At 60.7% G+C, this 14,661-nt stretch carries 9 protein-coding genes; 1 reads left to right on the forward strand and 8 read right to left on the reverse strand.

The window, feature by feature from the left end:
- Positions 1 to 2,393 precede the first annotated feature (2,393 nt).
- The 8 genes from CH305_RS17165 to CH305_RS17200 form a co-directional block, all read right to left on the reverse strand.
- Positions 2,394 to 3,479, reverse strand: coding sequence for a DNA cytosine methyltransferase (locus CH305_RS17165; protein WP_256983825.1), 1,086 nt, complete (start codon positions 3,477 to 3,479; stop codon positions 2,394 to 2,396).
- A 1,248-nt stretch (positions 3,480 to 4,727) separates the two neighbouring features.
- A complete protein-coding gene (locus CH305_RS17170; RefSeq protein WP_094704364.1) occupies positions 4,728 to 5,564 on the reverse strand; it encodes an ABC transporter permease in 837 nt (278 codons plus the stop codon).
- Positions 5,564 to 6,388, reverse strand: a complete 825-nt coding sequence (locus CH305_RS17175) for an ABC transporter permease (RefSeq protein ID WP_094704365.1) — start codon at positions 6,386 to 6,388, stop codon at positions 5,564 to 5,566. Before CH305_RS17175 ends, CH305_RS17170 begins: the two co-directional genes overlap by 1 nt.
- Positions 6,385 to 7,149, reverse strand: coding sequence for an ABC transporter ATP-binding protein (locus CH305_RS17180; protein WP_179278325.1), 765 nt, complete (start codon positions 7,147 to 7,149; stop codon positions 6,385 to 6,387). The genes CH305_RS17175 and CH305_RS17180 overlap by 4 nt, the downstream gene beginning before the upstream one ends.
- A gap of 76 nt (positions 7,150 to 7,225) precedes the next feature.
- The gene (locus tag CH305_RS17185) at positions 7,226 to 8,242 is read right to left on the reverse strand and encodes an ABC transporter substrate-binding protein (RefSeq protein WP_094704367.1); all 1,017 of its coding nucleotides are present in this window, start codon (positions 8,240 to 8,242) and stop codon (positions 7,226 to 7,228) included.
- A gap of 175 nt (positions 8,243 to 8,417) precedes the next feature.
- Positions 8,418 to 9,677 carry an amidase gene (locus CH305_RS17190; RefSeq protein ID WP_256983827.1) on the reverse strand — a complete coding sequence of 420 codons (1,260 nt, stop codon included), beginning with the start codon at positions 9,675 to 9,677 and terminating at the stop codon, positions 8,418 to 8,420.
- Positions 9,623 to 11,440, reverse strand: a complete 1,818-nt coding sequence (locus CH305_RS17195) for a hydantoinase B/oxoprolinase family protein (RefSeq protein WP_032402635.1) — start codon at positions 11,438 to 11,440, stop codon at positions 9,623 to 9,625. The genes CH305_RS17190 and CH305_RS17195 overlap by 55 nt, the downstream gene beginning before the upstream one ends.
- Positions 11,437 to 13,518, reverse strand: coding sequence for a hydantoinase/oxoprolinase family protein (locus CH305_RS17200; protein WP_094704368.1), 2,082 nt, complete (start codon positions 13,516 to 13,518; stop codon positions 11,437 to 11,439). The genes CH305_RS17195 and CH305_RS17200 overlap by 4 nt, the downstream gene beginning before the upstream one ends.
- Before the next feature lie 298 nt (positions 13,519 to 13,816).
- Between CH305_RS17200 and CH305_RS17205 the strand changes: the two genes are divergently transcribed.
- A complete protein-coding gene (locus CH305_RS17205; RefSeq protein ID WP_249305372.1) occupies positions 13,817 to 14,551 on the forward strand; it encodes a FadR/GntR family transcriptional regulator in 735 nt (244 codons plus the stop codon).
- Positions 14,552 to 14,661: the final 110 nt, after the last annotated feature.

Raw genomic sequence — 14,661 nt, forward strand, 5'->3', positions numbered from 1 at the left:
GATATTGCAAGAACACGGGTTGCGAGGACGCCCCGGAATCCGTCAGTGTGCGACAGTTGAAGCACGCCGTTTCTGTGAAGATCGGAGAGGTCATTAGAAGCTATAGCGTCCTCAAGCAGCGATGCCATATTTGACGATACTTGTGCGCGAGCCCTTCGAAGTGCGTAGGCGTTTTCGACGGTGTGGGCGACGGGTTGATGCAGCCATCGAAGTAGTATCTCGAAGTCCACAGGGCTATTGGGTGCGACTAGTGTGGGATCAACCCACGCCTCTACGCGGTCAAGGGTGCTCAATCCCAAACTAGACAGTTCAGCTAAAGTTCTTGTGTGTCCGCGTTCTTGTAGTTGTTTCCGCAGCGCTTCTTTCCAGCTCGACTGGGTGCGGACGATTGCCGGTGCCGTGTCGCCGAGGAGGGCGACTGCTGCGTCGTATATTACTTGACGCTCTGTGCGTCCGTCTCTTAGCAGTAGGTACGTGCCGACAATTACGTCATGGACGTGAATATATCCGACTCGTTCGCCGCGAGGTTTGCTCGGGTCGAGCGTTCTGATTCGTTCACCGTCATCCAGAAGGATCCCACGGTTTCCTGCTAAGAGTAGGTGTCTGGCACTTACTGTGTCGTCTGCAGTAGATTCGGTGGTTTGTTCTATTTTCCAGACCGGCCTTGGCAGAAGGTCATCCTCTGTGGGTTCCTGGCTTACAGGTAATCCTGGCGTCGCCTCTGTGACGCCCACCCGATGCAGGCGGATCTCTATCGAAGTGGTTCCCTCCGCGTATTGCGTAAGGACTGAAGTTGGTAGAGATCTATCGGTAAACCAAGACGGAACAAGGTATGTCAACGCCTCAGCCATTGGAGCGTTCAGTACGGACACTGGAAAGAATCGAGGAGGACCAACGGCATATGCTTGTTCGAAGAATTTTTCGGATTTGGACAGCTGCTGAGGTGTCAAGATATTTGTCCCTATTTGGGCCAGCCAAGAGGCCATGCCGGCAGCTGCGGAACTGCTGGCGGCAATGACCACGCAATTCCTCGGACCTACTTCCTTAAGTGATTGCAGTAGTATCGGACCGACTGGTGAGTCGTGTTGCATCGTAAGTTCTGCCGCGAATGTAAAATCTGAAAGAACTTGATGGCTAATGCCTACGGTGCCGGGCGCAATTTTTTTAACCTCGGTTATCGCTGCGGACGCTGATTGCTTCAGTGATTCGTTGGATCCGAGGGGCTGAGGGTGTGTTAAGAGTCGCCATCGAAGAGATTTCGTCGCGCCAAGGAAGTCCTCGTTTTCATGTCTTTCATCATTAAAGACTTTGACTATACCGCGAACAGCTTTGTCCACTTGAGCACCTACTGCGTCCTCGATCTGGACGAGTTCTACCCCCTCGTTGGCAATTTTCGCGGAATATTTATAGCGTAGGCTCGCGGTGTGGCTATTACTCATAGGGCAACCGAAAAGAATAGCGCTTGAATTCCCGACGGGGTAGGCCAGGATAGATCATCTCGGGCCGAGAGAGGTTGACCTCGAGTGTTTCGATATTGCAGGATTCTTTCGCCTGCCGTTTGATCGGCTATGTTCTTGTCGAGAATTACTACTATTGCTCGTGAGTAAATTGCGGGTAAATACATTGCGGCGGATGCGCCATCAAGAATTGTGAGGTCGGTGCCATCTGGCGCTGTGTCATTCTGGTTTAAATGGGCTGTGGAATAGATCTGTGTAGACCATGTCGCTGCTCTGCGGCTGAACGGTCGCAGTAAGTTAGATATTTGCTCTCCGCCGTGGCGGTTCCAGATGTATGAGTCCATCTCGCTCTTGAGCCAGGTCGAGGTACCTACTATCGCGACACTGGCGGATGGCGTGCATAGATTGCGTTCCCACCAGATGTGCGTACCGGCTGACCGACTAATTGGACCCGCGATAGGGATTGTCTGTCTACGATACTCGGTATCTGAGTCGAGCTGACATATCGCTCGCACGCTGCTTAAGACCCACCGGTCGCCACTGATGTTTAGGCGGTCTTTCGCGTAGTCGACGCCTTTGAACTGGCCCACGACGATTTTTGTCGGGGTCAGCATGCGAACCGACGCCCCAACCTTCAGATTCCCTACTGCGTCCGGTACTGCGAGAAGCGCTGCTGGTCGGGCGGCCATCAACCAGCCGCAGCCGGTGAGTGCCGCTGCAAAATCTCGAGTCGGCACCGATAGCGTTACCACCGCCTGACGTCCGGGATTTGTGCGGGACCAGTGGTTCACCCGACTGCCAAGTACCAACAAATGCCCAATCCACGAACCCGCGTGCCGAGGTCCAGACTCCGAGTCAGACAGTTGTAGGCCCTTATAACCGGACGGAGATCCTGGTGGCACTGCTGCGTCCTCCTGGTGTTGAGCTTCGGGCAGTTCAACCCTGTAGTTGCCTAGGCATAGATTGCGCCGTTGAGTAATTGAGTGCGGCTGCGGTCGCCTCCGCTAGTGCAAGAGCTACAGGGGGTGGAACTGCGTTTGAAATTTGTTCAACCTGCGCGCTCAATGTACCTTCAAGCACAAAGTCATGCGGAAATCCCTGCAATAGCATCGCCTCGTAAATGCTGAGCCGTCGAGTGCCGCTCGGGTGCACATGGATTTCTCGGTGGCCGTACGCGACAGTAGGACTGGGTTTGTCCCAGTCCAAACGGCGAAAGCTTCTGCCGGATGAACCGGCACCGTCGGGGTCTCGGAATCTCTTGGACACTGGTTTCATCGTCCAATGATTCGGATGGAACGGTATATCGGCTGGGTCGATTGCACGCGAGAAATAGACCGGTTCGGGCAATCCCGCGATTCGATCGCGCACTGTGAGCCTGTCGCTTCTGATCTTGGCAGGTCGGAAGGCGTCGGACTCTTCCGCGGACGCAAAGGCGGAAATTATTACACGGTTGCGCGTTTGGGCGACTCCATAATCGAGAGCTGAGTGCTCTTCAACTTTAGCTGAAAGTCCTAAGCTAGCGAATTTGTCTAGTATTGCATTGAATACTTGCGAATGCTTTGCATCGCGAATGCCTTGAACGTTCTCAAAGATCACAAAGCGAACGTCATATTTGGTTTGTAGAGCTTCGATTATCTCTAGGTAAAGCGTTGGTAGTTTATTGCGTGGGTCATCCGGCTTGGATCCAGTGTTCGCTCTCGAAAATCCCTGACAAGGTGGCCCGCCAATAATTCCTATTGAGTCGCCTTGCGAAAGACGATTTGCCAAACACTTTAGTACGCCTTCTGGCTGCATGGAGATAAGGTCGTCAGCGACCGACGTGGTCGATGGGAAATTACGCTTATGTGTCTTTATCGCGAATCTTGAGCTGTCGACTGCGAGTACCAGAGGGAACCCCACCGAGTGGTAGCCGTGGTCTAACCCCCCGGCTCCGGAGAACAGGCTTACGACCTTTGGCAGTTCTACGTCAGTGCTACCGCCGTGGCCAACTTCGGCGATACCACGGTCAGTTAAGCCAGGCACTTGACGGCTCTGTCATTCTGCGCTCCTTGCGTTAACAATCGTTTCAGTTACTGTACGCATGTTCGTACGTTTTTTGGGCGACCTCGCGTTGTGGCTGGTGACGGGATGTCGCATGGTTGATGTCAAGAGACTTGCACGTCGTTTGCTGGCTGCTCGCGTGGCCATGTGAGGTGGTCCCGGATCCCGGATCCCGGATCTCGGATCTCGGATCTCGGCCCTCGGGACTGCTCCAGTTCGGTTCAGACTTGGGATGGAACGGATCAGACGTCGTGTGGAATCCGGTTGGTCAGCTCAAACTTAATTGTGGTAAACATACCGAGTCGGCGTTGGCGGCGCTCGCGGTGCTAGCTCTTGCTTGACCAGCTCGCGGTCGCCAGACGTAGTCGATCCTGCGAAATCTAAAGGCTGTCGAGGATATTTTGCGTCGTAGCAGTGTGTCGAACCACTTCGTTGCGACGTTGCCACTGCCGCCGGTGTACTTTGATTCGCTCGACCGTCTTTAGTGAACGCATGAACGAACAGTAGAGACGGCACTCCACTAGCGTTGACCGAGTGGATTGTGGCTCCGAACGCCTCGAATTGCGTTACGGCGTCGCTTAACGCGAACACGGCTAGTGGTGCTTTCATCCTGAATGCGATCGAGTAACCGGCAATTTTGTTCGACCACGCGTCCTCGATCGTGCAGAGAGACTGCTTGGTTTGATTCGTGAGGTGTTTGGCGTTGTTCGTGAGCCTTGCGCTTGTCTTCAGTCTGCGCGAAGAACTGCCGGTCCACGAGATCGTCGCGCATGGTTGCACCTGCGTTACTGTTCAGGCCGCACTTTTTCGGGAAACCTGGCCCGGAAGCATCGTTCTGACCACGGGCGCGATGTGTCTGCCTAGCGACGACGTCGCGGATGGTCAGCTCCTTGATGACGAAGCGGTAGCCGAACGCCGGTGGTCGACGTTGGCGTTGACGTCGCGAGCAATGCGAATCAGATGGATGCAATCGTCCTCACATCTTCATGATGGTAGATGTCAGCGGCCAAATCCGTTGGGAAGACGAAGCTCGCCTTGTCGTCAACGATATTGCGCAGTTACCGCAGATCCGTCTTTTGCCGGGCACCGATCAGACACGCGAGGCGCAGGGTGTCGAGATCGGCGGTCGACGCTAATCGTGAATTAGTAAGGTTTGCTCGTACTCGTGCCCGGGTCTGGGCGGACGACGTTCACCCCAGGCCGCGATAGGCGGTTAGAGCGGGTGCACTGCTAGGCGTGTCTTTGATGCCGACCGCCGTATTTCGAGGTCATGCGAGTTTCCAACCACTGCAACGCAATCGTGGGTGGCAGTGCCATCGCGAGGATCAGCACGACCGTGCCCATGATGTTCTCCATCCGCACCAGGCTGACGTTGCGCAGAAGTTCGTATCCGATTCCGCTGGACGACGAGAACATCTCGGCGAGAAGCAGTCCCAGGAACGCCAAGCCGAAGGTCATCCGCATACCCGTTGCGAGCGCCGGGAGCACCGCGGGAATGACGATCTGACGGATCAACCTGGGCCAGCTCACCTGCAGGGATGCTGCCATCTTCAGGTGGATTCTCTGGACAGATGCCGTCGCCTCGACCGCGACGAGGAACATCGGGATGAAGGCGGCGTAGAAGGAGAATCCGAATCGGCTCAATGCGCCGATACCGAGGAATGACAGGAAGATCGGGTACAGCACGATCTTCGGGATGCTGTTGATCGAGTAGACGATCGGGGCGATGGTTCGGGTCCAGAACGGACTCAGTCCGAGCGTCAGGCCCAGCAGGGAACCCACGACCGTGCTGGCGAGAAACGCGAGCACGAGGATGCGCAGGGAGTCGCCGACATTGGCCCGGAAGTCTGCCTTGCCCAGGTCCTCGACGAGTGAGGCCATGGCCTCGGCAGGCGTCGGGAAAATGAGACTGTCGACCAGAACGGCCGCTACCCACCAGATCAAGACTGCCAGGACGGCCACGACCAGTGGTGGGAGGAACCGTCGGGCGTTGGTGCGGCCTGCGGACGAGGTGACCTTCGGGGGAATTGTTGGGGCGGTGGCTACTCTGTCCAAGGTGCTGCTCATCAGCGGCGCCTCCAATCGAATCGGTTGAGTGCGAGAGAGATCAGCGAGGTCGAGAGCAGAGCGATCAGCGCCACGATGAGGATCCCGGCGTACATGTCGGCGATGTCGAACCCGTCGTAGGCGATGGAGATGAAGTGGCCCAGGCCTTGAGTCGACAGGATGAACTCACTGGCCAACACCGAGATGACGGCGTACGAGAGCCCCAGCTTCAGTCCGGTCACGATGCTCGGCAACGCATACGGAAGTAGAACCGATCGGAAGTACTGCCACCGCGTGAGCATCAGTGTGGTGCCGAGCTTGGTGACGATCGGCGATACCGAGTTGAAACCGGTGCGGGCGTTCAACGCCACCACACCGAACGCGAAGATCGTGGACAGAATGGCGATCGGAGCCACACCGGCACCGAACAACACCACCATGATCGGGTAGAGCGCAAACGTCGGGACCGCGTAGTAGACGTTGAGATACGGCTGAAACGCTCTGTCCCACAGCTCGTACCGCCACAGAACGTAGGCGGCGGCAACACCGAGTACGGAACTGAGCACAAACGCCAGAACGATGATGCCCAGCGTCCGGCCCAACTCGTCGACGAGGAACTCTGGGTCGGTCAGCAGGCTCAGCGACGTCGAGATCATGTCGGTCACCGGAACGATGTCGAGCGGTGAGGCGAAGAACCGGGCCGAGATGTCGATGGCCACCAGTGCCGCGACGAGGATGAGCACCGTCCATCCCCATGCGGGGAGACCGAGTTGGGTGGAGGGGGCCGGCCGGATGTATCCGGGGACCACGGAGGCGCGCGTGCTCTCGCGCGTGGGCGCACTCATGGTTCGATGCTCATCGTCTTCTTGGCCTCGTCCCGCAGCCGCGACCAGATACGTTCGTGCAGAGCCACAGCGTCGGGACTGGCCAGTACGTCTTCGGACCGTGGACGCGGCAGGTCGATGTCCACCTCGTCGATGAATCGACCGGGCCGCGCACTCATCACCAGCACGCGATCGGACAGCAGTACTGCTTCCTGGATGCTGTGGGTGATGAACAAGACTCCGCACGTGAGCTTTTCGACGATCTTGAGCAGCTCGTACGACATCACCAGTCGCGTTTGCTCGTCGAGTGCACCGAACGGCTCGTCCGCGAGAATCAGGTCGGGCTCCATGGACAGGCAGCGCGCGATGGCCACACGCTGGCGCATACCGCCGGACAACTGGGTGGGGTAGTGGTCGCCGAACTTGCTCAGCCCCACGGTGTTCAGCAACTCGTCGGCGCGGGACCAACGTTCTTTCTTCCCGACACCCCGGACTTCGAGAGCGAACGCGACGTTGTCGCGGACGGTCCGCCAGGGCAGCGTCGCCGATTCCTGGAAGATGACTGCAGTCTTGGATCGAGGGCCGGTGAGCGGTTGGCCGTCGACGTGCACGGTGCCGCCGTCGTGATCCTGTAGTCCGGCGAACACCTCGAGCAGAGTGGACTTGCCGCAGCCACTGGGCCCGACAACGGAGACGAATTCGCCTCGGCCGATGGACAAGTCGATCTCGTGGAGAGCGGTCACATCACCGAAGCGCCGTGACACCGACGATGCGACGGCGATGGCGGAGGTGGTGTCGGGGCGGGGTCGAGTCGCTGCGTGAGTCACGTCGATACCTTCTGGTGGTGGGAAATTTGGGTCAGGAGTCGCAGTCGCCGGGGACATCGCTTTCGACTCCTTCGGCGAGGAACTCCGGGTCGAACAGAGTGCAGAAATTGGGTACACGATCGCTCCCCGACGCTTCCACGCCGTCCTGGGCGGATTCGACGGACGCTGTGTCGAATCCGCCGCCCCACGTGCCGACCGAGGACGCGCGTTCGACCACTGCGGTGGCCGACTCGACGTCGAATCCCGTGTATGCCGCGTAGATCTCGGCAGCCGCAACAGGATCGGCCTCGATCGACGCGACCGCCTCGGTGTAGCCGGCGTTGATGGCTCGTACGACGCCGGGGTTGCTCGCGGCGTAGTCCTTGGTCGTGGTGATCGTCGACTGCAAGAACCGTGACATGTAGTCGGGGCTGCTCACGATCAGCTTGAAGTCCTCGGGTCGCTGCTCGGCGACGATGGAGGGAACGAGGGCGATATCGACGTTGCCGGCTTCGAGCAGTGCGAAGCCTTCGCCGATTCCGCCGGAGGCAACCCGCTCGATCTGGCTCGGGTCGACGCCCGCGAGTGAGGGAATGAGGCGGGTGAGGGCGTCGGAGGCCGAGTTGGGGCGGGTGTAGGCCCACCGGCGGACGTCCTCGATGGAGTTGATGTTGGGGTTCGAGGCGAGCGCGTAGAAATTCATCGGGTACGGCCCCTGAGTGCCACCGCCGACGATGCGCAGTTCGGAGCCGGCCGCGTCCGCCTGGACGATCGACGGGTAGCTGACTTCACCGATGGGGATGTTGCCGTCGAGCAGTGTGCGCATGGTCGCGCTGCCGCCCTTGCCCGGCACGATGTTCTCCACGATCACACCGTGCTTCTCGAACAGTCCCTGCTTCTGCGCGACAAGCCAAGGGATGCTGTAGATTTCGGCTGCTGCCGAGACCGTGACGTCGATCGTGACCGGGTTGGCCGGGTCCGCGTCGGGACCGGGATCGGATCCACAGGCCACCAATGCGGTGGACAGCATCAGTGCTGCCATGATGGACGTGGCTCGGCGTAAGTGCATCTGCGTCCTCGCTGGATGATCGGCGTGACGGTGCCGAAGTGGGAGTGTCGGCTGTCGCATACTCACCTGTAGTGAGACGTATGTAACAGCTGCCTTCTACCTAAACATAAGATGTTTTAGGCGTCAAGGTTGGGTAAATGCGCACAAAGTCCGAAGATTGACCACGCAACACTGGTTAAAGATCTGATGTATGCGGTGGCGTGGCCCGATGCCAGTTGCTCACCGACTGATAGCGCTCGCCGACACCGAACAACGCACCCTCACGGTGCGCCGCAGCGGTGAGTTGCGCTCCCACCGGCATGCCCGAGGACGGGTGGAAGCCGACCGGCAGAGCCAGCGTCGGGCCGTCGTGCAACGACCACGGATACGTGAATTGCCCCATCCGGCGCGAGAGCGCGACCACGTCGTCACCCCCGTCCCTCGGGGGAACATCGACGGGCATGGCCGGGGTTAGCGCCACGTCGACCATCTCGAACGTGGTGGTCATGGCCTCGCGGAATCGATCACGGCCAGCAAGTGCACGGGCACGGTCGGACTCGGAGATGCTCAGGCCCAACGCTATTCGCTCGTAGGTCGCGGGTTGGAAGCGTGAAGGCTCGGTGTCGAGCCGGTGCCGATGGCGCCGAGCGAGGTCGCCGTACACGATCGTGTAGACGATGTCCTGGGCGTCGGCTGCATGCGCGAGTTCGATGGGGACGATCTCGTACCCCAGTTCGGCGAACGTGCGCACCGCGGCCGTCACGGTCTGCGCAACGCCAAAGTCCACGTCCGCGGTGAGGAACACAGTGGGCACGCCGATGCGTGTGACCTCCGAGGGCTCGGATGAGCTGGGGGACAGGACGTCGAACAGGGCTTTCACCTCGGTAACCGACCGCGCCATCGGGCCTACGGTGTCGAACTGCTCGCTCACCGGAAACACGCCGTCGTTGCTGATCGATCCCCAGCTCGGGCGAAGACCGGTGATTCCGCAGGCCGCGGCGGGTAGGCGCACCGACCCGCCGGTGTCGGTGCCCAGGGATGCGTCGACTAATCCAGCGGCGACGGCAATCCCCGATCCGCCACTCGATCCGCCGGGCACCCGGGTGCGATTCCACGGGTTGTACGACGGGCCGGCGGCCGAATTCTGCGAGGTGACGCCGACGGCGAACTCGGCCATGTTCAGTTTCGCGAACACCGACCCGCCTGCGCGTCGCAGGCGGGAGACGACTTCGGCGTCCGACGCGGCGACGTTGTCCTCGAAGAACTCCGACGCGCAGGTGGTCTCGACGCCGGCCACGTCGATGTTGTCCTTGACGCCGATGCGCAGGCCGGACAGGGGCCCCGGGGTGTCGTTCCGGTCGTCGATCCACCGGACGACACCGCCGAAGGTCCCGTCCTCGATCAGGCTGCGCTCCGGGCGCGCAGCTCGGCCGTCGCGTCCTCGTCGACCGTCCACGAATCGGTGTTCACGACCACACCGTAGTCGCGTCGAGCATCGTCCTCGGTGAGGTACTCGTCCCAGACGTCGCTGAGCACCTGGAACGGATCACGCTCGAACGGGTTTCCGAAGCCACCGCCCGAGGGGAGCTTGATCTCCAGCGTCTCACCGGAACGAATCGTCTCTTGAGTGACCTTGGAGTACAACACTTCCTCGCGGTCGGTCCCGGCATTCCTGGTGAACGAGCCGGACACACCGTTGTGGCCACCGAGGGCTCCGGCCGGAGGATCCGACCGGTTGTCGGCCTCGGAACCGAGGAACGTATCGGTCTCCATCAACCACTTGCGCACACTGCCGATACCGCCGCGCCACTTCCCTGGCGCGGGAGCCTCGTCGCGCAGCTCGTAACGCAACGCGCGCATGGCGTGGTTGAGCTCGAGCTCCTCGATCGGGTTGTTGCGAGTGTTCGCCATCAGGGCGTCGACGGCGTCCATACCGTCCTTGCCGTTGCGGCCGCCGTACGAGCCCTCGTTGATTTCGATGTAGACCCAATAGGATTCGCCGTCCGGCGCGATACCGGAGTAGGCGATGGCGCATAGAGCGGCAGACGACCCTGCGATCGCATGATCCGGAAGCACCGGGGCCAGAGCCAGGTTGATCGAGTCGAACACCCGGTTCACCTGCGAGAACCGCGCGAAGCACGACGCAGGGAAGTCCGGGTTGAAGATCGTGCCCTCGGGCGCATAGGCCTTGACCGGACGGAAGCACCCGTCGTTCTGCGGAACGAATTCCTCGGTCAGGTCCTCGTCGAGCAGAATCGTACGAATGGCCGAGACGGCCACCGGCAGCACCGAACCCTCGAACGGGACATTGAACGCGGTGGGCACCTGGCTGTTCGAGCCGGTGAGGTCGATGAGGATGTCCTCGCCCTCGACCTGCACCCGCACGGCCACCTTGAGCGGTTCGTCGCGGTTCTTACCGTCGTCGTCGAGGTATCCGATGGGGGCGGTGTAGCTGCCGTCGGGAATCTCTCGAATCTTTCTGCGCAGCATGGATTCGGAGTAGTCCATCCAGCGTTCGCCCGCACTCATCACGGTGTCGAGGCCGTACTTCTCGAGCAGCTCGGTGAATCGCTTTTCCCCGATCCGCGAGCACGCGATCAAGGCTTCGAGGTCGCCGCGGTTCTGCTCCGGTGTACGGACGTTGTCGAGGATGTGCTGGATCAGGTAGTCGTTGCGGACGCCGGCCTCGTAGATCTTCATCGAGTCCATCAGCTTGCCCTCGGCCCACACGTCGACGACGTCCATGCACAGGCCGGGGAAGTTACCGCCGACGTCGGACACGTGACCGGTACACCCGGCGAAGCCGATGTGCTCGCCCTGCCAGAAGATCGGAATGATCACGCCGTAATCGGGGGAGTGAGCCGCTCCGTGGTACGGATGATTGTGCAGCACCACGTCTCCGGGCTTGTACGTTCCGGCGAGGCGACGGTTGACGCCCTTGATGTAGGCGGGAATCGAACCACAGTGCATCGGAGTCGAATCCGATTCGCACAGTTCACGTCCGTTGATGTCGAAGATGCCCGCGCCGAGGTCCTCGGACTCTCGGATGAGCGAGGAGTACGCCATGCGGTAGAGCACCTGGGCCATCTCTTTGGCCATCGACTGGAGGGCTCCGCCGATGACGCGCAGCGTGATGGGGTCGACCTCGACGTCGTTCCAGGTTCGAGTGGATTCGCCCGCCAGTGACACTCCGGTGGTGGGCATCAGCGCCTTGCTCATGCGGGGTTCCTCTCGATGATGATGTGGCCGACGGCGTCGACGGTGGCGTGCTGGTTCATACCGATGATCGTGGTGGAATCGAACTGCTCGACGATCGCAGGACCGTCGATCTCGTTGTTCGCCAACAACAACGACCGCTCGTAGACCGGGGTGTCCACCCACTGCGGCGCGGATGTCTCGTCCTGCCAGAACAGGGCCTTGGTGGTCGTCTTGATCGCGGCCGAGGAGTCGGCGGTGCCCACGGCGATGTCGGCGATCTGCACGTGCGGGACCGCACCCACACCGGTGACTCGGACGTTGATCAGCTGCACGGGCTTGTCGTCGAACCGTTGTGAGTAGGTGCGGCCGTGCACGTCGTGGAACGCCTCCGCGACGCTCTTGACCCACACGTCGTCGATCTCACCGTCCGGCGCAGCGACGCGCAATTCGTAGCCCTGGCCGACGTAACGGCAGTCGACGCTGCGTTCGAGCGAAATGTTCTCGGCCGCAACACCGTCCTTCTCGAGCTGCGCGACGGCGAGCGCGGACAGGCGCTCGACCTGCTCCTGCAGCAGATCGATGTTCGGGTCTGCAGACGACGTCCACACCGTCGTCGGCTCCTCGTAGCGGATGTCGGTGGTGAGCAGGCCGACGGCGGAGGTGATGCCGGGGTGACCGGGCACGATCACGCGCGGAATACCGAGCTGGTCAGCGATCTGCCAGGCGAACAGCGGACCGGCACCACCTTCGGCGATCAGTGAGAAGTCGCGCGGGTCATAGCCTTTGCGCACCGAGTGCAGGCTGATCGACTCGGTCATGGAATGGGCGAGGATCTTGAAGATGCCCATCGCGGCGTCGTCGAGAGGTGTGTCGAGCTTGTCGGCGATGTGAGTCTGAATCGCTTCGCGCGCCAGCTCGGGCTTGACCTCCATGGTTCCGGACAGGAAGCTCTTCTCGCGCAGCCATCCCATCATCACCATGGCATCGGTGGAGGTCGGTTCGATGCCGCCGTGTCCGTAGCAGGCGGGACCGGGAACGGCACCCGCACTGCGTGGTCCGACGCGGAACATGCCCCCGTCGTCGACCACGGCGATGGAACCGCCTCCGGCACCGATGGTGTCGACCTCGGCCATCGGCACCATCGCGTGATAGTCACCGATCCGCGTGTCGAGCAGATGCTTCATCCGTAGCGCGCCGTCCGGGGCCACGCCGACATCCGCAGAGGTGCCACCGACATCGAGAGTGATAACACTGGGGAAGCCGGATGCCTTGCCGATGGCGCAGCCACCGAGCAGGCCGGCGACCACACCGCTGGTCAGGAGTGAGACCGGGATTTCGCTGGCGCTGCGCGAGGTGACTAGCCCGCCGGCCGAGGTCATGAGGTGTACGTCTTCGCCGACCTGCGCCGCCTTGGCCTTACCGGCGAGGTTCTCGATGTACTTCGAGGTCTTCGGTCCGATGAAGGCGTTGAGCGCGGCGGTCGAAAAGCGTTCGTACTCCCGGTATTGCGGGGCCACCTCGCTGGAGAGGGAGATGAAGACGCCGGGGAACTCCTCCTCGATGATGGCTCTGACGCGTTGCTCGTGAGTCGGATTGCGGTACGCGTGAAGGAATGCGACGGCGATGGCCTGCACGCCTCGCTCACGTAGCAGTCGAACCTGTTCTCGCACAGCATCTTCATCGAGCGGAGTCAGAATATTTCCTGCTGCATCGATGCGTTCGGGGACTACCCGACGGTTGCGTCGCGGCACGAGCTGCCACTTCTGCCACGGAAGATCCTGGTAATTCGAGTAATTGAGAGGACGCTTCTTGCGTGCGATGTGCAGCAGGTCGCGGAAACCCTCGGTGGTGATCATGCCGACGTCGCAGCCGTTGTGCTCGAGCACGATGTTGGTGGCCACGGTGGTGCCGTGGAAGAACATGTCGATCTCGGACGGGTCGATCCCGGCGCGTTCGGCGAGAACGGTGATTCCGTCCATCGTGCCGATCGAGGGGTCGTGATTGGTGGACGGGGTCTTGTGCACGACGACCGTGCCGTCGTCGTCCCACAGGACGACGTCGGTGAACGTGCCGCCGACGTCGACTCCAATGCGTTTCATGCTGCGTCCGTTCTGTCGGTGCCCGAGTGGAGCGGGAAGGCGTGCTACGCCTGTCCTACGAAGTCGTTGGGTCACCGCTGAGGTGACATGAGTCATAGTGCTGATGATCGACCGGAAAAGCAATACCTCTGATGTATTGCGTCTACTTTGTCCAAATATCCAGTCTCGTCCGCGTCGGTGTCCGAGTTTTCCTACGAAAGAGCGGATGTATCGAGGGTTGCGATCCCTGCATCTCCGAGCATCGGCCAGGCTAAGCTCGAGCCGACCAGTACCCGTCGTCGACAACCAGGGGGCAGAAGTGGCTCAATCGGCTTCGCTCAAGGCCACCGCCAAGAGTGTCCCCGCGTATGCGGTTCTCGCCGGCCATCTTCGGAGCCGCATTCTGTCCGGTGAGCTGCAACCGGGGGAGCGGCTACCAGGCGAGTCCGAGCTCACCGCCGAATTCGGTGTCGGACGTAGCACCATTCGTGAAGCTCTCCGATCCCTGGCCAGTCAGAACCTGATCGAGACGACCAGGGGAGTGACCGGAGGAAGCTTCGTCGCCGTCCCCAGCGTCGGACACATCAGTGAGCATCTGGAGACCGGTGTGGCCCTGATGGCCGCAGCCGAAACCGTCACCGTCGACCAGCTGATGGAAGTCCGCAACCTGATGGAGGTACCGGCCGCAGGCATTGCTGCGTTCCGCCGCACCGACGAGCATCTAGAGCAGCTCAACGCGACGATCTTCGACCCCAATCAAGTGCAGGGGCCCGAGACCTTCGCCAAGAACCAGGAATTCCACCTCGTCTTGCTTCGCGCGGCCCACAACCCCCTGCTCGAGCTCATCACCGCTCCTGTCTTTCGCGTCCTGTCCGGTCGATTCGGTCGCGACCACGCGCCCGAGGGCTTCTGGCAGTGCGTCGACAGCGACCACCGAGGACTGCTGGACGTGGTGCAAGCGGGTGATTCGATGGCCGCGATGGACTTGATGCGCAAGCATCTCGACCACCTCGGCGACTCGTACCGACAGATGGATCGACTACGCAACCCGTAAACATCTGCTCTTTATCGGGTCGATTCACCTGAACTTCGTTGATTGTCGGTTTCCTCGAACCCTTGACGCCGTAAACATCTGATGTTTATGGTCTAGGTAAGGCACTCGCC

Origin of the sequence: Rhodococcus sp. 15-649-2-2 (assembly GCF_002258645.1) — a bacterium.
Taxonomy (GTDB): Bacteria; Actinomycetota; Actinomycetes; order Mycobacteriales; family Mycobacteriaceae; genus Rhodococcoides.